Below are 19,321 nucleotides of genomic sequence, written 5' to 3'. Positions count from 1 at the left end.
TTCGAGCAGCGGGCAGCGGGTGGGGTCACCGCACTGGCATCGCCACGTACTTCGTCTCCAGGAACTCGTCGATTCCAGTCAGGCCGCCTTCGCGGCCGAGGCCCGACTGCTTCACACCGCCGAACGGGGCGGCGGGATTGGACACCAGGCCGGTGTTGAATCCGACCATGCCCGATTCGAGGCGCTCGGCGATCGAGAACCCGCGGTCGGCGGACTCCGTCATCACGTACGCGACGAGACCGAACTCGGTGTCGTTCGCGGCGGCGACGGCTTCGTCGTCGGTGTCGAACGGGACGATCGCCGCGACCGGGCCGAAGACTTCAGTGCTCATCAACTCGGCAGCTGGGTCGACATCGGTGAGGACGGTCGGCGGGTAGAAGTGCCCGGCGCCCTCAATGCGCTCGCCGCCGCACAGGACCTTCGCGCCGCGGGCGACGGCGTCGCCGACCAGACTCTCGACCTTGTCGAGCGCCTTCGCTTCGACGAGCGGCCCGATGTCGGTTCCCTCCGCGGCGCCGTCGCCGACGGTCAGCGCCGACATCCGTTCCGTCAACGCTGCCGAGAACTCGTCGATCCTGCTGCAGTGCACCAGCATCCGGTTCGCCGCCGTGCACGCCTGCCCCATGTTGCGGGTCTTGGCGACCATTGCGGCGTCCACCGCGGTGTCGATGTCGGCATCGGCGCAGACGATGAAGGGCGCGTTGCCGCCCAACTCCATCGACGTCCGGAGGACGCCACGCGCGCACTGCTCGAGCAGGACCTTCCCGACGGGAGTCGACCCGGTGAACGACAGCTTCCGCGCCTGACCCGAGTCGATCCAGGTCGACACGACCGGGCCCGGCGACGTCGTGCACACCACCGATAGGACGCCGTCTGGCAGTCCGGCCTCGGCCAAGAGGTCGACGACGTACAGGGAGGTGAGCGGAGTGAGCTCGGCCGGTTTGTAGACCATTGTGCAGCCTGCCGCGATCGCCGGACCGATCTTGCGGGAGACCATCGCGAGGGGGAAGTTCCACGGTGTGATCAGGATCGACGGGCCTACCGGCTCCGAGGTGACGAAGAATCGAGACTTCCCGTCGGGGCTGCGTCGCGCGTCGCCGCGGACCCGGACGGCCTCCTCGGCGAACCACCGGAAGAACTCGGCTGCGTAACCGACCTCGCCGCGGGCCTCGGCGAGCGGCTTACCCATCTCTGCGGTCATCACCGCAGCGAGCTCGTCGGCTCGCTCGAGGACGAGTTCGTAGGCGCGACGGAGGATCTCCGACCGGGTGCGGGTGGGTACGGCGGCCCAGTCCCGTTGGTTGGCCGCGGCAGCTGCGACGGCAGCGCTCGCGTCATCGGGCCCGCCGTCGGACAGGGTCGCGATCGTCTCGCCGGTGGCCGGATTCTCGACGGTGAACGTGTCGCCGGACGACGCGGTGTGCCACCGGCCGTCGCGGTAGATGCCCGTTCCCAGGCCTGCGATGATATCGGCCACGGAGCGGGTCATGACTGCGCTCCAACCACGCGACGCACCGCTCGACCGAATCGGGCTGCGCCGGTGTCGATCTCGTCCGCGGTGACGACCAATGGCGGGATGATCCGAACGATCGACCCGGTCGGTCCGCACGTCAGCGTCAGCAGGTCTTCGTCGATGCACGCCTGCTGGACGGCGGCGGCAAGGCGAGCGGCGTCGGCGGAAGCGGCTCCGCCCGCGGGCGCCGTCGGGTCGCCGAACTCGACGGCCAGCATCAGACCTGTCCCCCGGATGTCACAGATCTCGCTGACACCGGACAGGTCGGCGCGGAGCGCATCGAGCAACTGCGCTCCCCGCGCTCGAGAGTTCTCGACGAGGCCTTCCCGGTCGATCACGCCGAGGGTCGCGACCCCGGCAGCGGCGGCGACGGCATTGCCGCCGTAGGTTCCGCCCTGCGAGCCCGGCCACGCCTTGGCCATGATCGACTCCGGCGCGGCGATTGCCGAGATCGGGAAACCCGATGCGATGCCCTTCGCAGTGATCATGATGTCGGGGACCAACCCCTCAGTGTGCTGATGGCCCCAGAACTTTCCGGTGCGTCCGACACCTGCCTGCACTTCGTCGAAGATCATCAGTGCACCGTGCGCACGTGCCCGCTCGGCGAGCCCGGACAGGAAGCGAGGCGGGACGGCGATGTACCCGCCGTCGCCGAGGAACGGTTCCACCAGAACGCCCGCGATCTCACTCGGGTTCACCCGGGTGGCGAGGAGGAAGTCGAACTCGGCGAGCGCGTAGTCGACCGCGTCGTCGACGGACATCTTCAGCCGCAGCGCATCCGGGAACGGCGTCGTCGCGACACCGGACATGAGCGGACCGAAACCCGCCGAGAACTTGGTTCCGGCCGTCGTCAGCGACGCCGCCGCCACCGTACGGCCGTGGAATCCGCGTTGGACCGTGACGATGTACTGACGCCCCGTCGCCATTCGCGCCAACCGGACGGCAGCCTCGACCGCCTCCGATCCCGAGTTCGCGTAGAACACCGAGTCGATCCCGTCGGGCAGGTGCTCGCCGAGTTTCTCGGTCAATTCGAGCAGCGGCTTGTGCAGGACGGTGGTGTACTGCGCGTGGATGATCTTCGCGCACTGCGCCTGCGCGGCGGCCACGACGTCGGGATGACAGTGCCCGGTACTCGTCACCCCGATGCCGGTGGTGAAGTCCAGGTAGTCGCGCCCGTCTACACCGTGTATCCACGACCCGGCCGCACTCTCGACCACGACCGGTGTCGCCTGCTTGAGGACTGGGGAAAGGGATGCACCACTCATGAGGCCAGTGTGTGCGACCTGTCCACTATTGTCAACGGTAGGATTGTCGACAATCGTGGTCGGGGCTACGGTGGACCCATGGGAGAACCGATCGTCGTCCTGTTGACCGCCGACGGCGTCGCACCGCCGAAGGATCTCGACACCGTCGCGCACCTAGCGCAAGTGCGGACCGCGACCGCGTCGTCGCTGGCCACCGCGCTGCCCGGTGCCGACGCCCTCTTCGTGTGGGACATCTTCTCCGACGCACTCGCCGACGCCTGGAACGCCGCCGATTCGCTGCGGTGGGTCCATGTCGCTGCCGCAGGCGTCGACAAGATCCTGTTCGACGGACTCCGCGACTCCGATGTCCTGGTGACCAACGCGCGCGGAGTCTTCGACGGCCCGATCGCCGAATACGTCCTGGCGTGCGTCTTCGCCCACGACAAGCAGTTACACCGGACCGAAGAACTGCAGCGCAGTGGCGAGTGGCTGCACCGGGAGACCACCCGAGTAGCTGGACGACGCGCCCTGGTCGTCGGGACCGGCGGCATCGGCCGCGCGATCGCGCGGATCCTGCGCGCCGTCGGCCTCGACGTCCGCGGAGCCGGCCGTACCCCGCGCGAGGACGACCCCGACTTCGGAACTGTCGTCGACTCCGCCCGGTTGGCGGACCACCTGCCCGACGTCGACCACCTCGTGATGGTCGCACCCCTCACCGACGCGACGCAGGGAATGCTCGGCGCCCGCGAACTCGCGGCGCTGCCCGACGGCGCGCACGTGATCAACGTCGGACGCGGACCGCTCGTCGACCAGACGGCGTTGACCGCAGAGATCGCCGCCGGACGGCTCGATGCACACCTCGATGTGCTCGTCACCGAACCGCTCCCCGCCGACGACCCGCTGTGGTCGTTGCCCGGGGCCCACATCAGCCCGCACATGTCGGGCGACGTCGTCGGCTGGCGCGACGATCTGTCGTCCCAATTCCTCGCGCACCTGCGCGACTACATCGACGGCGCCGCGCCCGGACCGGCCGTCGACAAGCACCGCGGTTACGTCTCGGGCTGAGGTTCCCGCGTCTGCGCCTGCGGAGTGACCGGCTGGGGCGTCTGCAGTCCGGCATCGCGTGCGGCGTCGACCATCGCTTCGACGAACCGTCGGACCGGCCACCGCTGCTCGTCGCGGACTCGGTACGTGATCGACAGATTCCTCGCGAGCGGGACGGCGAGCGGTGTCAACTCCACTCCGGGCGGTGCCGCTCGCGCGGCCAGATCGGACACCAGGGTCACGCCGAGGCCGGCCGCGGCGAGCGTCATCGCGGTCGACTGCTCGCCGACCACGTGCCGAACCTCTGGCTCGAATCCCGCGTCACGACAAGCGATCCGGACCGAACGACCGAAGTGCGACCGGGCGTCCGAGAGGATCCACGGGTCAGATGCGATGGACGCCAGGTCGACCGGCTCCGGACCGAGCGCGCCAGTCCGGGCCGCGACCTGGATCTGTTCGACGGCGACCAGTCGCCGCGTCAGCATCGGGGTGCGCGGCATAGCGTAGTTCGAGTAGTCGATGACGAATGCTACGTCCAACGATCCGTCGCGGACGGCGTCCGAACCGGCTTCGGGCATGAGTTCCACCGAGTGCACGACGATGCCGGGCGACCGCTCGGCCAACAGCGACAGCCCGGTCGGTAACAGCCCCATCGCAACCGACGCCCACACCCCCGCATGCAGGGTCGCGGCGGAACCGTCGCGCAGCGATTCGATCGCGGTTCCGGCGTTGTCGACGGCGTCGAGGATTGCGTCGGCGTGGTCGGCGAGGAGTTCGCCTGCTTCGGTCAACACGATGCGCCGACCGTGGCGAGCGAACAGATCGGCCCCCGCTTCACGCTCGAGCAGCGACAACTGCTGGGACACCGTCGACGTCGAGTAGTGGAGGACGTCGGCGACCGCACGGACCGTGCCGCGGCGCCGCAGTTCCCGCAGCAGCTTCAGACGATGCAGGGTGACCTCCATGCCTCCAAGAGTAGGTCGCAGTGATCGGTTAAAGCGAACAATCGTGTTCACAAACAACACGTGGAAGTATCCGCAGGTCAGCGCCATGCTTGAGGGACACAGAAGGAGGCGATGACGATGACACTCACACCTATCGAACGGCCTGGATCGGTTCCCGCGGTCTCAATGCCACCCACCGCCCTGGCACCGGTTGCACCGGCCAGGCGGCGCTCGCCTTATCTGCGCATGGAATGGGTCGACGCGGAGACCGGAGCCCTCGGGTGGCTGGTCGTCGATTCGCTCGTCCAGGGCATGGCGACGGGCGGCACTCGTATGCGTTCGGGCTGCACCGTGAACGAGGTCGCCGACCTCGCGTACGGCATGTCCAACAAGACCGCCGCTTTCGACCTTCCGGTCGGCGGAGCCAAAGGCGGAATCGACTTCGACCCGAAGGACCCGCGGGCTCTCGACGTCCTCACTCGGTTCTGTGATGCGATGAAGCCGTACCTCGATCACCATTGGGTGACCGCCGAGGATCTCGGCGTGACGCAAGACCTCATCGACACCGTGTTCGCGCGCCTCGGAATGTCGCAGTCGTACCACGCGGCGATCGCCCGTTCGAGCAACCCGGAGGCGACCACCGCACGAGTGATGGCTGGTTTGCACGCCCACACTCCCGGCGGCGCGCTGGGCGATGTGATCGGCGGATACGGTGTGGCACAAGCGGTTCTCGCCGCCGCTCGCGCCACCGGCCGTCCGGCACATGACACGACGGTTGCCATCCAGGGCGTCGGAACCATGGGCGGCGGAGCCGCCTTCTATCTCCACGAGGCAGGCGCGAAGGTGATCGCACTCGCCGACGCCGTCGGAACTCTCTACGACGCCGACGGTCTGGACGTCCCTGCTCTGCTCGACACCAGGGACCGATTCGGCGAGATCGACCGCGACCAGGTCTCGGCGACCGTGCTGCAACTCCCCCGCGACGCAGTCCTGTCCACCGCGTGCGACGTGCTGGTGCCCGCCGCCGTGTCGTACGCGATCACCGCCGACAACTGCGCGTCGATCGACGCGTCGATCATCGTCGAAGCGGCGAACGCGCCGACCACCATCGATGCCGAACTCGATCTGACCGCCCGCGGTATCGCCGTCGTCCCCGACTTCATCGCCAATGCAGGCGCTGTCGCCTGGGCGTGGTGGCTGCTGCTCGGCCGAGTGGGCGACGACTACCGCGACTCGTTCGCCATGCTCGACGCCCAGATGACGTCGAAGGTGACGTCACTCGTCGCGGAATGGACGCCGTCGGACGGTCCGATCCGCTGGGCGGCGGACGTGTCGGCGATAGTCCGGAATCCGGAGCCGCTCGTGGTCCCGTGAGGACCGCTGTCACCTGACGACCGTCACCGCCGAGCCCCCAACAGGGTCTCGGCGGTGGCCGTCTGGTCCGAGCACGCAGCGAACGCCTCGTCCAACGCCGAAGCAGTCTCTGCCGGGAAGGTCCGATGCACCAGATCTGCCATGACCGATACCGCCGTCGACGCACCCGGTGACGCGCCGAGCAGGCCGGAGATCGTCCCGGATCCGCCGACGACGAGTTCGGTCCCCTGTTGTAGTTCACCGCCTCCACCCGGGCTCGGCTTGACCAATTGGGCCCGTTGACCGCCCGGGATCAGCTCCCAGTCGTTGAACTCCGCGTTCGGCCAGAATCGTTGCAGCACAGCGAACTTGCGTCGCGGTCGGGCAGCGAGTTGACCGATCAGGTACCGCACCAGGTCAAGGCTGTGCAGCGCCGCCGATGCGATCGCCCGCAGGTTGTGCCAGCGCAGCGTGGTGAAGAAGTCGGTGAGCGAGCCGTTCCGCAACAGCTTGGTGCTGAACGTCGCATATGGCCCGAACATGAGGTAGCCGTGCCCGTCGACGAATCGACGATCCAGATGCGGCACCGACATCGGCGGCGCTCCGAACTCCGCCTGCCCGTAGACCTTCACGTCGTGGCGGGCGACGGCGTCGTCGTCTGCGGTGCGGAAGAACGCCGCGCCGACGGGGAGCACCGCGTACCCGCGCACTTCCGGAATCTGCGCCTTCTGCAGCAGTCGTAGGGCGAATCCGCCTGCTCCGACGAAGACCCGCTGGGAGTCGACGGCAAAGCGGCCGCCGTCGTACGTCGTACCGGCCACCGTCCAGCCGCCGTCCGAGCGTCGTGTCAGGTCGCGCACCTCGTGTCCGGTGCGCACCTGCCCACCGCGTTCGACGACCACGTCGAGCAGTGCCTTGGTCAGCGCACCGAAATCGACGTCGGTACCCCGGTCCTGCCGAGTCGCTGCGATCGGGTCCCCGGGTTCGCGACCGTCCATCAGCAGTGGCGCCCACTGCGCGATCAATGCCGGATCGTCGGTGAACTCCATCGTGTCGAACATCCGATCGGCCGACAGCGTCCGATGGCGCGCGCGCAGATAGTCGACACCGTCGGCCCCGAACACCACGTTCAGGTGTGGAGCCGAATGGATGAACTGCGTCGGGTCGACGAGGCCTTCGCGCGCCAGGTACGCCCACCACTGCAGGCTCTGCCGGTACTGCCGGGCGATCTCGGCAGGTTTCGCGCCGTCGGTCGGGTCCGGCATGTAGTTGAGTTCGCAGAAACCGGAGTGCCCGGTCCCCGCGTTATTCCATGGGCCGCTGCTCTCTGCGGCGACCTCGTCGAACCGCTCCAGAACGACGATCTTGAGCGCCGGGTCGCTCACTGCGAGCATTGACCCGAGCGTCGCCGACATGATGCCGCCGCCGATCAGCACGACGTCCGCCTCCTCCGCACGCCGCTGGTCGAGCGGAGCGCCGTCCTGAGCGAGCGGAGCGAGTCGAAGGGTCGAGACCCCGGCGAGCGCAGCGAGTCGGCCTGAAACCTTCCTCATGATGCCTCCTGACGAATCGAGAACCCGGGAAGAACCGTCCCGGTACATCTCACGATCGCCCGCGGCCAACCAATCCGTCCAATGACATTTCCTCTGATTACAATCCGAATATGGATCAATGGACTGTGGAGCTGGCTCCCCAACTGCGAGCTCTGACCGCGCTCGCCGACCACGACGGATTCATGACCGGCGCGGCCGAGTCGCTCGGCATCCCGCAGTCGTCGATGAGTCGGCGCATTCACGCGTTGGAACAGACTCTGCGGATCCCACTGATCTCGCGCGACGGTCGCGCAGTACGTCTGACGCCCGCAGCCCGTCGCCTCGCCGAGACGGTTCGAGGACCGCTCGCCGAACTGGAGGCGGCCGTCGCCGAAGTGACCGACGACGCCGATCCCGAGCACGGCACAGTCCGATTCGGCTTCCCTCTGACGATGGGGCATGGCACCGTGCCCGACCTACTCGCCGACTTCAATCGAGCACACCCCGGGATACGCCTGCAGTTGAAGCAGGCCCACGGAGCCGAACTCGTCGACGACTTGCGTCACGGAGAACTCGACCTCGCTCTGACGATTCCTCCGCCCGACGGGTTGCCGCACACTGTCGTCGCCACCCAGGAGATCCGGGCGACGGTCCCTGCGACCCACCGACTAGCCGTGTCGCCACGTATCGACCTGGCCGACCTCGCCGACGACCGGTTCATCGCCAATCCCAGGACGTACAACCTTCGCCTGATGACCGAGGCATGGTGCCAGGCAGTCGGATTCGATCCGCAGATCGCGGTGGAGATCACCGAGTTCTCGACCATCCGGGAATTCGTCGGACTCGGGCTCGGCGTGGCCCTACTGCCCGTGACCGACGACCCGGCCGACGGGACCGTCCAGATACCGCTGTCCGGCGAGCACCGCCGGACCGTGGGACTCGCGTCGGCGACGGCACGTCTGGCGCCCGCAGCACGACGACTCTCGGACTTCATCGTGCAGCGATCCAGCTGAGCCGTCAGTCGTGTTCGCGAACTCTCGCCGATGAACCGAATGTCCGGATATCATCAGCTCGTATGTCCTCTGACCTGCCCGTCGGTGTCATCCTCGACTCCGACGAACCCGCACGACTCCTCGCCTCGAAGCTGAATCGCCACACCTTCTGGTGCGGGCAGAGCGGTTCGGGAAAGACGTATGCGCTCGGTGTCCTCCTGGAACAGGTCCTGCTCCACACCAGCCTGCCGATCGTGGTCCTCGACCCGAATTCGGATTTCGTGAAGCTCGGGTCGGTTCGGGACGACGCCTCGTCCGACGGCGCCACACTCACCGGACGTGACATTCGGGTCCTGCGCCCGGGAGCCGATCACCATGCACTCAGAGTGCGGTTCGTCGACATGGACATCCGATCGCGGGCGGCCATCCTGCAGCTCGATCCGATCCTCGACCGCGAAGAGTTCAACGTGATGCTGCGGACCGACACCGTGCAGATCGACAAGATCGACGAGCCGCTGGTCGATCTTTTACGCCGCACCGATGATCCTCAGTTCCAGAAGATCGCGATGCGACTGGAGAACCTCGGCGTCACCGACTGGGACCTGTGGGCGTGGGGAGCTGCCGACGTCACCGACGTGATCGACGAGAAGGCCGATGCGACCGTCGTCGACCTCGGCTCGTTCGGCACTCCGGAGGAGCAGCAGGCGACGGCGCTCGCGGCCCTCGACCACTTGTGGGCGCACCGCGACGAGCGTGTCGGCCGACTCGTGGTGATCGACGAAGCCCACAACTTATGTCCACCGACCCCGACGACTCCCTTGGAGCGACTTCTCACCGACCGGATCGTGCAGATCGCTGCGGAGGGCCGTAAGTATGGGATCTGGCTACTGCTGTCGACGCAGCGACCGTCCAAAGTGCACCCCAACGCTCTCTCTCAGTGCGACAACCTGGGTCTGATGAAGATGAGTTCGATGCGCGATCTCGCTGATCTCGGCGATGTATTCGGCTATGCGCCGCAGCAGATGCTGCAGCGTTCGCCTGCCTTCGCCCAGGGGCAAGTCCTGTTCGCCGGAGGCTTCACGCCGAGTCCGCAGGTGGTCCAGGTCTCGGCCCGTCTCACCCACGAAGGCGGGTCGGATGTGGCGGTCCCGCTGCGATAGCGAAACGCCCGACCACCACGGCACACGACGCAGGTGTAACGCTCCCTGAACCTGCGTCGATCGCGCGCCCCCGGTACGGTGACCGTCATGGCAGACATCATGATCATCGGCGGCCACGGCAAGATCGCACTACTTCTCGCCCCGCTGCTCGATGCGCGCGGAGACGCGGTGACCGCCGTCATCCGCAATCCCGACCAGGCCGACGACATCCGCGCCGCAGGCGCCACCCCGCTCGTCTTGGACGTGGAGAACGCGACTCGCGATCAACTCGCCGAGGCCCTGGACGGGTTCGACGCGATCGTGTGGAGCGCCGGAGCCGGCGGCGGCAATCCCGACCGCACGTACGCGGTGGACCGCGATGCTGCGATCCGCACCATGGAGGCCGCGGGCCAGGCCGGCGTCGACCGGTTCGTGATGGTCTCGTACCTTGGCGCAGGCCCCAATCACGGCGTGCCCAGCGATGAGCCGTTCTTCGCGTACGCCGAGGCCAAGGCGGCAGCCGACACCGCACTGCGGGAGACCCGTCTCGACTGGACGATCCTCATGCCGGGCGCACTGACCCTCGACGAGCCGTCCGGCACGATCGACCCGGCGGCGATCCGCGCGGCGAACCTGCCCGGCACTTCGCGCGCCAATGTCGCTCTCGTCGCGGCCGCGGCGCTGGCCACCCCGTCATCGGTCCGCCAGAACATCGCGTTCACCGACGGCAGTGTGCCGATCGAAGTCGCACTCGCCGCACTGTGAGACCGTTGGCAGAACCCGAGGGAGCACACATGCAGGTCGGCGTCGTCTGGACGATCAACGCGAAGAACTTGTCGATCGACAAGGCGATCGCGAACTTGGCCGAACTGCGCGAGGAGGGCTTTCGACGCGTCTGGACCACCCAGATGCCGAACGAGCCGGACGCACTCACGGTGATCGGCGTCGCCGGCCGCGAGGTCCCGGACATCGAGTTCGGCACCAGCGTGCTCCCGATCCAGTCCCAGCACCCGATGAAGCTCGCGCAGCAGGCCACGACGGTCAATCAGATCATCGGCGGACGCCTGACGCTCGGCCTCGGATTGAGCCACAAGGTGGTCACCGAAGGCATGTGGGGTGTCTCCTACCGCAAACCAGTGCAGCGCACCGAGGAGTACCTCGACGGTCTCCTCCCGTTACTGAACGGTGAGAAGGCCAGCACTGCCGGTGAACTCGTCACCACCCGCGGTGCGCTGACACTCGAGAGTTCATCTGCTCCGTCGGTCTACTTCGCAGCGCTCGGCCCCAAGATGCTCGACGTCGCGGGCCGCCGCACGGCAGGCACCGTCACGTGGATGACCGGCCCCAAGACTCTCCGCGACCACATCGTCCCGACGCTGCGTCAGGCTGCCGCCGACGCCGGACGTCCCGAACGCTCCGTCCGCACAGTGGCGATGCTGCCCGTCAGCGTGACCGACGACGTGGACGCCGCCCGCGCCGAAGCCGGCCGCCAGTTCGCGATGTACGACGGACTGCCGTCGTACAAAGCCATGCTCGACCGCGAAGGCTTCACCGGTCCCGCCGACGCCGCGATCGTCGGGGACGAAGCGACGGTCGCCGACCGGATCGCCGAACTCGCATCGTTCGGCGTCGACGAGTTCGTCGGGATCCTGTTCGACCGCGATCCGGAAGTTCGCGCGCGCACCCGCGCCCTGCTGAAGACGTTGGACGCGTAGACCGATGTCGAACGTCCTCCTCACCGTCGACGAATTGGCCGAGGCCATGCTCTCGTCGAGGCCGCCCGCCGTTCTCGACGTGCGTTGGCAGTTGGGGCGCGACGACGGCCCGGAGCAGTACCGTCAGGGACACCTCCCGGGCGCCGTGTACGTCGACCTCGACACCGAGTTGGCCGCGCCCGCCGAACCCGCACGCGGCCGTCATCCGCTGCCGGACGTCGCCGACCTGCAAGCGGCCGCCCGACGCTGGGGCGTGGACGCACTCGCTCCGGTCGTCGTCTACGACGACAACGGCGGCATGTCCGCGGCCCGCGCCTGGTGGCTCCTGCGCTGGGGCGGCGTCGCCGACGTGAAGATCCTCGACGGCGGTGTCGGAGCCTGGCGCGACGCCGGCATGCGGCTGTCGAAGGGCGACGCGACTCCGCGCGGCGGCACCGTGGTCCTGACCGGTGGAGCGCTGCCGACGGTCGACGTCGACGACGTCGACGGCACCGATTCACCGCTGTTGGACGCCCGTGCAGGCGAGCGGTTTCGCGGCGAGGTGGAACCCGTCGATCCGCGCCCCGGGCACATCCCTGGCGCAGTCAGCGCACCCACGTCCGACAATCTCATCGACGGACGGTTCCGGCCCGCCGACGAACTCCGTTCCCGCTTCACCGATCTCGGCGTCGACGACGATCGTGACGTGATCGTCTACTGCGGCTCCGGCGTCACCGCCGCGCACGAGATCGCCGCGCTCGAACACGCAGGTTTCACCGCGACGCTGTACCCCGGCTCGTACTCGCAGTGGTCGTCCGATCCGGCGCGCGCCGTGGAGCGCGGGTAGGGGGTCTCGACCAGCGAACACACGCGACCTTTCAGCCGGTTGAGCCGGTGACGAGCGCTAGCGACGAGCCGAGTCGAAACCTGGTGCGTAGAGCGCGAACTCAGTCCCGCTCCAACAGGAAGAAGTACGGCTGCGGCGAGTTCCGGAGATCCATCGCCCCGAGGAGCGCGTCGTCGTCGAGCTTGCGAAAGTGATCGATGACGGCGATCTGGTCGTAGACCATCGCGACACTGACCTTGCCGCGGTACTCGATGTCGCGGAGTCGGGCGCGGTGCCTGCGAGTCCGGACGGCCTTGAACGCGGTGGTGACGCCGGGGATCCTCGGGCGGGGCATGCGAGTGCCCAACGTATTGAGCAGGTTCATCGGGACCGAGCCCGGGTTCACCGGGTAGAGGTCGCCGGGCTCGCCGAACAGCAACGGATGCACTTCGTCTGCGCTGTCGAATCGTTTGCCGTACCAGCCCGACACGGCGAGAAGTCCATCGAGCGGATGCCCGGTCGGTACTTCGGATCCGTGCCATTGGCCGAGGATCTCGTCGACGGTGACTGCAGGCAGCGAGTCGTACAGCTCGCAGGCCGCCTCCGAAGAGAGGCCCGACTGGAGTTCATGGACGGTGAGGGTCATCGTGCGCCGATCTTCTGCTCGTTGGTTTTCTGGCCTGCGGGTCCGGCATCGAGATGCTTGACGGGGCAGCCCGTCGGGAACGTGCCGAGTTTCTCGACTTCGTAGCCGCCGGGATACGACTTCACGCGGTGGGTGTCGGACGGGTTCTTGTGCCGACGACGAGGCGGCAGCAGTCGGACGAATGCTGCCCGCGCACGCATTGCGCGACGGCTGGCCGCGACGACCAGTCGCGGCGGCTTCGAATACCGGAAGGCTCCGAGCAGCGGATCGTCCATCAGCGCACGCGAGAACACGCGGACTGCCGGCCGCGCGGGCTTCGGATAGAACGTCGCCATCAGGTCCAGCGTCATGTCGGCGACGTGACGTCCGCCTTCGTCGTAGGCGAAGTGCTCGGCCTCATACGTGTCGAGCAGCGTCACGAAATCGTCGTATGTCGCCGGGATATCCTTGATGTTCATATGCCGCGCCAGTTCGCGGTAGTACTCGGTCGACGCGACGACTTCGTCGTAGGTGAACTTCCGCCAACCGTGGTCGTCCACCCACCGTTTCGGAACGACGACGAACGTCGCGAGGACGTAGCGCATGTCGTCGTTGCTGATGTCGTACGTGCGGTGCATCTGGTTGATCCGCCGCAACGCCGCCTTCGCGTCAGACGTCGCGAATCCCTCTCGCAGCGGAACCTCCAACAGGATCGCAGTGTCGTCGTACCGCTTCTGCGTGTCGTCGAATCCGCGGGTCTCGGCGAGGAGACGTCCGACGCTCGGCACGGCGTACGTCCTGAACAGCGCGAAGCTGAGTGCTTGATTGATGTCCCACGGAAAGTCGAGCAGCGACATGTTCCGGTAGATCTCCATGTAGTCACGGTGCGGATCAAGGCCCGCATTGCGATCTGGATTGAACATGGCCGTCCTCTCGAGCTTGTCAGCTCAGCATAAGTCTACTTACCCACATCGGCAAGGATGGCGGAACACCCACATGACAGAATCTCCCCATGGACTCCGACGTCGATCCTGACAAGCTGCGCCGACGGTTCCTCCACGCAGGCATGACGGTTCTCGCGCGCGACGGCTACTCCGGTTTCAAACAGGCCGCGGTCTGCACGGAGGCAGGCGTCACGACCGGAGCGTTCTATCACTCGTTCCGCAATTGGAAGGCTTTCGAGTCCGCTCTCATCGCACACTGGCGATTAGAGGCCACCGACCGACTCGTCGAGTCGGCCCGCAGCGTGACCGATCCGCACGACCGCATCGACGCGCTCATCGAGATCGCACTGAATCTGCCGCACGCCACCGAGCGGGCCATCCGAAGCTGGGCGTCAGTCGACCCCGCCGTCCTCGAGGCGCTCACCGCGGTCGAGGCCGCGCGCCGCGACGCTATCGCCGAGATGGGCGTCGAGTTGTTCGGCCGCGAACTCGCCGAGCGACTCGCTTCCACCGCGATGTTGCTGCTGACCGGCTTCGAGAACTCCGCGAACCCGTCGATGGACGACTTCGCCTGGGCGATGCGCGGCACTACGACGGCCGCGCTCGCCCTGCTCGACGAACGTCAGGAGTCGGAGTAGTCGGCTACCCGCCCCTTCTTCGGAGCCCGGTACATCGTCCAGGCCATCCGCGGCAGCAGCCGTACCGGCAGCCGGGTGGGCCATGAGTTCGGACGGAGCAGCGCTTCGGTTCCGCCGTCCACGGTGACCACCGCGCCGACCATGAAGTCGGCGGCAGGAGACAACATCGTCATCACCCATTCCGCGAGTTGCTCGGGCGTCCCGAACTCGCGGATCGGAACCGGGAACGACCGCACCTGCGACGCGGTGGAACTCGACAGCTGACTCCGCAGGAGCGGCGTCATGACGGGGCCGGGCGCGATCACGTTCACGCGTATCCCGGAGCCTGCCCACTCGTCCGACACCGCCTGCCTGCGAGCCCATCTGGCCACCGCGATCTTCGACGCCGCGTACGCGGCCGGGCCGGACAGCGGACCGCGGCGCTGCAGGATCCGAACCGCCCCCTCAGTGTCGCCGTCGACGAGTCGACGGATCGCGACTCGCGGCACGAGCGGCGTCGACGTCGTCGAGTTGGACCCGAACACAACGACTTTCGCGTTGCCTGCAGCAGCCAGGCGCGGTCGCAAGGCCGTAAGGATCTCGGTGACCCCGAGAACGTTGACCTCGACGAGGGTGCGTTCGCGCCCCTGCTTGGGTCCCATCCCGGCCGCAACCACCGCACCGTCGAGCGGACCGTCGACCTTGGCCAGCAATTGTGTGATCGCATCACTGCGCCCCTCGCTCGTCGAGAGGTCCGCCGTAACGTCCGAGCCAGCGATGTCGACGCCGACCACCGTGTGCCCGTCTCCGATCAGCCGTGCGGACACGGCCTCTCCCATGCCGGACGCCGCACCTGTCACCACATACGTTCCCATCCCTCAACTAGAACATGTTTCAGTCCGGAGTGGGAGGTCGGCCCCTGTGACACTCGTCCGTTCACTAGACGCTGTGCAAGTCCGAAAACTATCCTGTGAGCACACACTTTGGGGCGGACCCGCCGCGTACGACACCGTATTCGCGGCGACCGGTGCCGGTGGGCATGGATTCACGCACGGCGACGGGGCGGGAGCGTCGCCGTGCGTGCTCCATCAGTGCGGCCGACGTCATTCGATGCGGTAAATGCGCTGCGCGTTCTTCGCGAACAGGTGCGCCAGCAAGTGATCTCCACGGTCGCCGACCACGTCGAGCAATGCACCGACCACGACATCGATGCCCGCGTTGGGCCGGTCGACCGGCATGTCCGACCCGAAGACGACGCGATCCGGGCCGAAGCGATCCACGACGTGGAGCACGAGCGGTGCGATCATCTGCGCGAGGATGTCCCGACCACCGATGTTCCCCGAGGTCTCCCGCCCGTAGCCCAGTAGCCCGAGCGCCAGACCGGACACCTTGACCACGACGTTGGGGCGCGCCCCGAGCATCGCGATCCGCTCCCGCCAGAGCCGCATGATCTCGGCGCGAGCCGCCGCGGTCATACCCGTCTCCGAACCGACCGGACCGAACACTCCGACCGGCAGTCCCAGGTGTTCGACGACGATGGTCGTCTCCGGGAAACGACGCGCCAGCAGGTCTAGTTCGCCGAGCTGATGTGAGTACGCGAACGAGTGGAACGCCAGTCCGTGGCGCTCGATCTCTTCGAACCCGCGGAGAAATGCCATTGAGCTGAGGACGCCTGCCGCTCGCCGAGAGTCGCTGACCTGTGGGTCCGAATGGCTCGACCACTGGTATCGCACTCCGCGCACCAGAGGCGTGTACCGCAGGTGCTCGTCGAGGTTGTCGCCGAAACCCGGGTCGGTGGGGTCACCCGAGACGACGAACCCGCCCAGCCGCGGTGCCCGCGACCGACCGAACCGCAGCCCCGTCACGTACCGGGTCTCGGCGAACGACGTCTCGCTCGTCGCCGACCCCGAACCGCCCCAGTGCGATTCCACGCCGACGACAGTGTCGACCGGGACGCCCGCGACGCGTCGCACGCCACCCGCCTCGGTGCCGTACTGGGCGGGCTCATACGGGGACCGCACGATACTCGGATCGATCATCAATCGCGTTTCCGAGCTGTGCGAAGTCAGGCCGGACAGCCACAGGGCAGTGCGGGGGAAATGCTTGATCACGGGCATCGCCGACACATGCGAGAATCGGGACAGTGCCCACGTCGACCGCATCGGATCGTAGAAGTGGACATGCGCATCGACGATGCCGGGGATCACTCCACTCAACGTCACCGCTTCACATTGCCACACCGATTCCGTCCACCGTGGGCGCGCCCACGCCGAGTCCACCGTGGGCGAATTCTCGATGACACGTGGGAGGAGTCCTACCCGCTGTCGCATCCGAGGACTACCCTCGGGTAACAACAACATCCGCACTATCGCGAGGAGGACGTCGCCCGGTGAATTCGCCAGCTCAGCCCGTGCTTTCAGATCTCCGACGGCTGATCGCAGCGGATCCCGACCGCTTCGCCGCAAGCGTCTTCACGCGATTGTTCTCCGCCAGCCCCCCGCTGCGCGACCTGTTCCCGGTGTCGATGGCACCCTTGCGCGCCACCTTCACTCAATTCGTCGACTACGTTCTGGAAGCGATCTCAGCGGAAGACGGCCACGAAGATCTCATCGAGTTCCTCGCCCAACTCGGCCGAGACCACCGCAAGTACGGGGTCACGAGCGAGCACTACTGGCTCATGTACGACGCGCTGATGACCGAGTTCTCTCGGATGCTGGGACCACGCTGGACGCAGACGGCGTTCGACGCTGCCTCCCATGCGATGATGCTGATGACCGGCGTGATGCGCGGAGCAGCCGAGAGCGCTTCGGAGCCGTCTGTCTGGCAAGCGAGAGTCGTGCAGAAGTTCACGATCAACCGGGAGCGGGCCGTCGTCCGTCTCGTCGCCGAGGACGGCGCGCCGCGGTACCACGCGGGCCAGTACACGGAGGTGCAGATCCCGCAGTGGCCGCACGTGTGGCGCAACCTGTCGCCCGCGATACCGCCGAATCCTCGCGGCGAGCTCGAGTTCCACGTCCACTCGATACCGACCGGGCAGATGAGCGGGACCATCGTTCGCGAGACCGAGCCGGGCGACGTCTGGACCTTCGGTCAGATGCACGGGACGATGCGCGTCACCGACGATCGCCCGGTCCTCATGGTCGCGGGCGGCTCCGGTCTCGCACCGCTGCGCGCGATCCTTCTGGACATGGCCCAGCGAGTCGACAACCCGCAGACGCATCTGTTCTACGGGTCGCGTCATCCCGGTGAACTGTACGAACTCGGCGTGCTGCAGCAGCTTGCGCGCACCAACCCGTGGCTGCACGTGACGGCGGTGTCGGAGACCGAGTCCGATCCGTGGTGGATCGACGGAGCACCCGACCCGCGTCAGTGGGGATTCGACCTACGTTTCGGGAGGGTCGGCGAGGTCGCCGTCGACTACCCGGACACGTATTCGCGGCATTCGCTCGAACCGCGCGACTGGACCGATCACCAGATCCTGTTGTCCGGCCCGGCGCCGATGGTGTTCCACACGCAACTCAAGCTGCGCGCTGCCGGCGTCGACCCCGCGAACATCTCGCACGATCCGCTGAACTGAGACCGGCTCCCCATCCCGGCTGCTCGAGCTTCGCCTGCCGCTCGATCCTCGCCGCTCACCGAGCCTTACCGAAACGGCTTCTTGTACCGGTCCAGGTACGTGATGTCTTCGACCGGCGGGCGCTTCGCGGCGCTGAACGAGGTGCCCGTCGTGTACGCGACGGGGATCAGACCGGCCTGGGTCATGTGCGGCGGGATCCCGAGGAGCTCTGCGGCTTCGGCTTCCGCATTGAGGTGCAGAGTCGTGTAGCAGCTGCCGAGTCCGCGGCTGCGCAGCGCGAGTTGCAAGCTCCAGGTTGCGGGCAGGATCGACCCCATGAGGCCAGCGGCCGCCGCCGTGTTCGGCGAGCTGCTCAGCTGATCCAGTCGGCCGATGATCAGCGGGATCACGATCACCGGAACCTCACCGAGGTGCTCGGCGAGGTAGTTGGCCGACGTCGCCACTCGGCCCGACTGTGTTCCGGCTTCGGCGTCCTCAGCGCTCTTCGCCAGATACTCGCCGCCTCCCTTGCGGTAGATCTCGGCGAGGCGCTCCTTGGTGGAGTCGTCGCGGATCACCAGCCACCGCCAGCCCTGGTTGTTCGACCCGGTCGGCGCCTGGACTGCGAGCTCCAGACATTCGAGGAGGACGTCGTCCGGGACGTCACGGGCAAGGTCGAGTCGCTTACGCACCGATCGGGTGGTCGACAGCAACGCGTCGATCTGGGTTCGGTCGAAGTCTGCGGCGTCGAAGCGATCTACGGAGGTCATCCTTCGATGATATCGGCGCGAGCAAGGCCGATCCGATTCCGCTTCGGGCACAGTCGCACTCCCGTACCGTGACGAACGGTGGCACCGCCCACGCCAGACCTGGAAGCGCCATTCCCCCACTGATATCGGAGAACCATGTACCGCCTGAACGTCCTCTACAACCAGCCGACCGATCCGGTCGCATTCGACGAGTACTACTTCAACACCCATATGCCGCTGGCCGGAAAGATCCCCGGGCTGCGCGGCGCGACCGTCTCCAAGGCCGAGGCACTCGACGGTTCGACCCCGGACGTCTACCTGATCACCACGCTTGACTTCGATTCGAAAGAAGCGCTGGGCGCAGGCCTGGGCTCGCCCGAAGGCCAGGCCGTCGCCGCCGACGTCCCGAACTTCGCGACCGGTGGCGTGACGATGGTCGGCGCCGAGGTCACGGTCTTCGACTTCAGCTGACTCGTGACGTGAACGGCCGGGGGGGCCGCGGGACGGCGAGCGGCCCCCCCCGCCACACAACAGATCGGCGGGCAACGA

The 19,321-nt window shown here is 67.1% G+C and carries 19 protein-coding genes; 10 read left to right on the top strand and 9 right to left on the bottom strand.

Going from position 1 to position 19,321, the window contains the following annotated elements:
- Window positions 1-25 precede the first annotated feature (25 nt).
- On the bottom strand, window positions 26-1,489 hold the full coding sequence (locus tag L5G32_RS12095; RefSeq protein ID WP_237011308.1) for an NAD-dependent succinate-semialdehyde dehydrogenase: 1,464 nt from the start codon (window positions 1,487-1,489) through the stop codon (window positions 26-28).
- The gene (locus L5G32_RS12090; protein ID WP_237011307.1) at window positions 1,486-2,778 is read right to left on the bottom strand and encodes an aspartate aminotransferase family protein; all 1,293 of its coding nucleotides are present in this window, start codon (window positions 2,776-2,778) and stop codon (window positions 1,486-1,488) included. The genes L5G32_RS12095 and L5G32_RS12090 overlap by 4 nt, the downstream gene beginning before the upstream one ends.
- A gap of 78 nt (window positions 2,779-2,856) precedes the next feature.
- On the opposite strand from L5G32_RS12090, the gene L5G32_RS12085 reads away from it, so the two are divergent.
- Complete coding sequence (locus tag L5G32_RS12085; RefSeq protein ID WP_237011306.1) at window positions 2,857-3,822, top strand: D-2-hydroxyacid dehydrogenase; 966 nt, start codon at window positions 2,857-2,859, stop codon at window positions 3,820-3,822.
- Here the strand turns inward: L5G32_RS12085 and L5G32_RS12080 are convergent.
- Window positions 3,807-4,766, bottom strand: a complete 960-nt coding sequence (locus L5G32_RS12080) for a LysR substrate-binding domain-containing protein (RefSeq protein WP_237011305.1) — start codon at window positions 4,764-4,766, stop codon at window positions 3,807-3,809. The two genes, L5G32_RS12085 and L5G32_RS12080, sit on opposite strands and share 16 nt — an antisense overlap.
- Window positions 4,767-4,883: 117 nt before the next feature.
- Here L5G32_RS12080 and L5G32_RS12075 point away from each other — a divergent pair, with 117 nt between their 5' ends.
- Complete coding sequence (locus L5G32_RS12075; protein ID WP_372491691.1) at window positions 4,884-6,119, top strand: Glu/Leu/Phe/Val dehydrogenase dimerization domain-containing protein; 1,236 nt, start codon at window positions 4,884-4,886, stop codon at window positions 6,117-6,119.
- Window positions 6,120-6,142: 23 nt separating this feature from the next.
- Here the strand turns inward: L5G32_RS12075 and L5G32_RS12070 are convergent, their stop codons facing one another.
- Window positions 6,143-7,513, bottom strand: a complete 1,371-nt coding sequence (locus tag L5G32_RS12070) for a malate:quinone oxidoreductase (protein ID WP_237011392.1) — start codon at window positions 7,511-7,513, stop codon at window positions 6,143-6,145.
- 248 nt (window positions 7,514-7,761) lie between these two features.
- Here L5G32_RS12070 and L5G32_RS12065 point away from each other — a divergent pair, with 248 nt between their 5' ends.
- The 5 genes from L5G32_RS12065 (at window position 7,762) to L5G32_RS12045 (ending at window position 12,302) form a co-directional block, all read left to right on the top strand.
- Window positions 7,762-8,643, top strand: a complete 882-nt coding sequence (locus L5G32_RS12065; protein WP_237011304.1) for a LysR family transcriptional regulator — start codon at window positions 7,762-7,764, stop codon at window positions 8,641-8,643.
- Between the two features lie 62 nt (window positions 8,644-8,705).
- Window positions 8,706-9,782, top strand: a complete 1,077-nt coding sequence (locus L5G32_RS12060; protein ID WP_237011303.1) for an ATP-binding protein — start codon at window positions 8,706-8,708, stop codon at window positions 9,780-9,782.
- 87 nt (window positions 9,783-9,869) lie between these two features.
- Entirely contained in the window at window positions 9,870-10,526 is a 657-nt protein-coding gene (locus L5G32_RS12055) for an NAD(P)H-binding protein (RefSeq protein WP_237011302.1), read from the top strand.
- Window positions 10,527-10,555: 29 nt separating this feature from the next.
- The gene (locus L5G32_RS12050; protein ID WP_237011391.1) at window positions 10,556-11,476 is read left to right on the top strand and encodes a TIGR03564 family F420-dependent LLM class oxidoreductase; all 921 of its coding nucleotides are present in this window, start codon (window positions 10,556-10,558) and stop codon (window positions 11,474-11,476) included.
- Window positions 11,477-11,480: 4 nt separating this feature from the next.
- Complete coding sequence (locus L5G32_RS12045; protein ID WP_237011301.1) at window positions 11,481-12,302, top strand: sulfurtransferase; 822 nt, start codon at window positions 11,481-11,483, stop codon at window positions 12,300-12,302.
- Between the two features lie 100 nt (window positions 12,303-12,402).
- On the opposite strand, the gene L5G32_RS12040 is transcribed toward L5G32_RS12045, so the two are convergent.
- Both L5G32_RS12040 and L5G32_RS12035 read right to left on the bottom strand, forming a co-directional pair.
- Window positions 12,403-12,927, bottom strand: a complete 525-nt coding sequence (locus L5G32_RS12040; RefSeq protein ID WP_237011300.1) for a DUF4334 domain-containing protein — start codon at window positions 12,925-12,927, stop codon at window positions 12,403-12,405.
- Entirely contained in the window at window positions 12,924-13,829 is a 906-nt protein-coding gene (locus tag L5G32_RS12035; RefSeq protein WP_237011299.1) for an oxygenase MpaB family protein, read from the bottom strand. Before L5G32_RS12035 ends, L5G32_RS12040 begins: the two co-directional genes overlap by 4 nt.
- Window positions 13,830-13,918: 89 nt before the next feature.
- Between L5G32_RS12035 and L5G32_RS12030 the strand changes: the two genes are divergently transcribed.
- Window positions 13,919-14,488, top strand: coding sequence for a TetR/AcrR family transcriptional regulator (locus L5G32_RS12030; protein WP_237011298.1), 570 nt, complete (start codon window positions 13,919-13,921; stop codon window positions 14,486-14,488).
- Here L5G32_RS12030 and L5G32_RS12025 read toward each other — a convergent pair.
- Window positions 14,473-15,342, bottom strand: a complete 870-nt coding sequence (locus tag L5G32_RS12025) for an SDR family oxidoreductase (protein ID WP_237011297.1) — start codon at window positions 15,340-15,342, stop codon at window positions 14,473-14,475. The genes L5G32_RS12030 and L5G32_RS12025 overlap by 16 nt on opposite strands.
- Window positions 15,343-15,570: 228 nt before the next feature.
- A complete protein-coding gene (locus L5G32_RS12020; protein WP_237011296.1) occupies window positions 15,571-16,689 on the bottom strand; it encodes an amidohydrolase family protein in 1,119 nt (372 codons plus the stop codon).
- Window positions 16,690-16,856: 167 nt separating this feature from the next.
- On the opposite strand from L5G32_RS12020, the gene L5G32_RS12015 reads away from it, so the two are divergent.
- The gene (locus L5G32_RS12015; RefSeq protein ID WP_237011295.1) at window positions 16,857-18,044 is read left to right on the top strand and encodes a globin domain-containing protein; all 1,188 of its coding nucleotides are present in this window, start codon (window positions 16,857-16,859) and stop codon (window positions 18,042-18,044) included.
- A 65-nt stretch (window positions 18,045-18,109) separates the two neighbouring features.
- Here the strand turns inward: L5G32_RS12015 and L5G32_RS12010 are convergent, their stop codons facing one another.
- Complete coding sequence (locus L5G32_RS12010) at window positions 18,110-18,793, bottom strand: nitroreductase family protein (protein ID WP_237011294.1); 684 nt, start codon at window positions 18,791-18,793, stop codon at window positions 18,110-18,112.
- Between the two features lie 135 nt (window positions 18,794-18,928).
- Here L5G32_RS12010 and L5G32_RS12005 point away from each other — a divergent pair, with 135 nt between their 5' ends.
- Window positions 18,929-19,243, top strand: a complete 315-nt coding sequence (locus tag L5G32_RS12005) for an EthD family reductase (RefSeq protein ID WP_237011293.1) — start codon at window positions 18,929-18,931, stop codon at window positions 19,241-19,243.
- Window positions 19,244-19,321 lie beyond the last annotated feature (78 nt).

The organism is Gordonia zhenghanii, assembly GCF_021738965.1.
Lineage (GTDB): Bacteria > Actinomycetota > Actinomycetes > Mycobacteriales > Mycobacteriaceae > Gordonia > Gordonia zhenghanii.
Note: the sequence above shows the minus strand (reverse complement) of the source record. Positions and strands in the feature narration are given on the sequence as shown.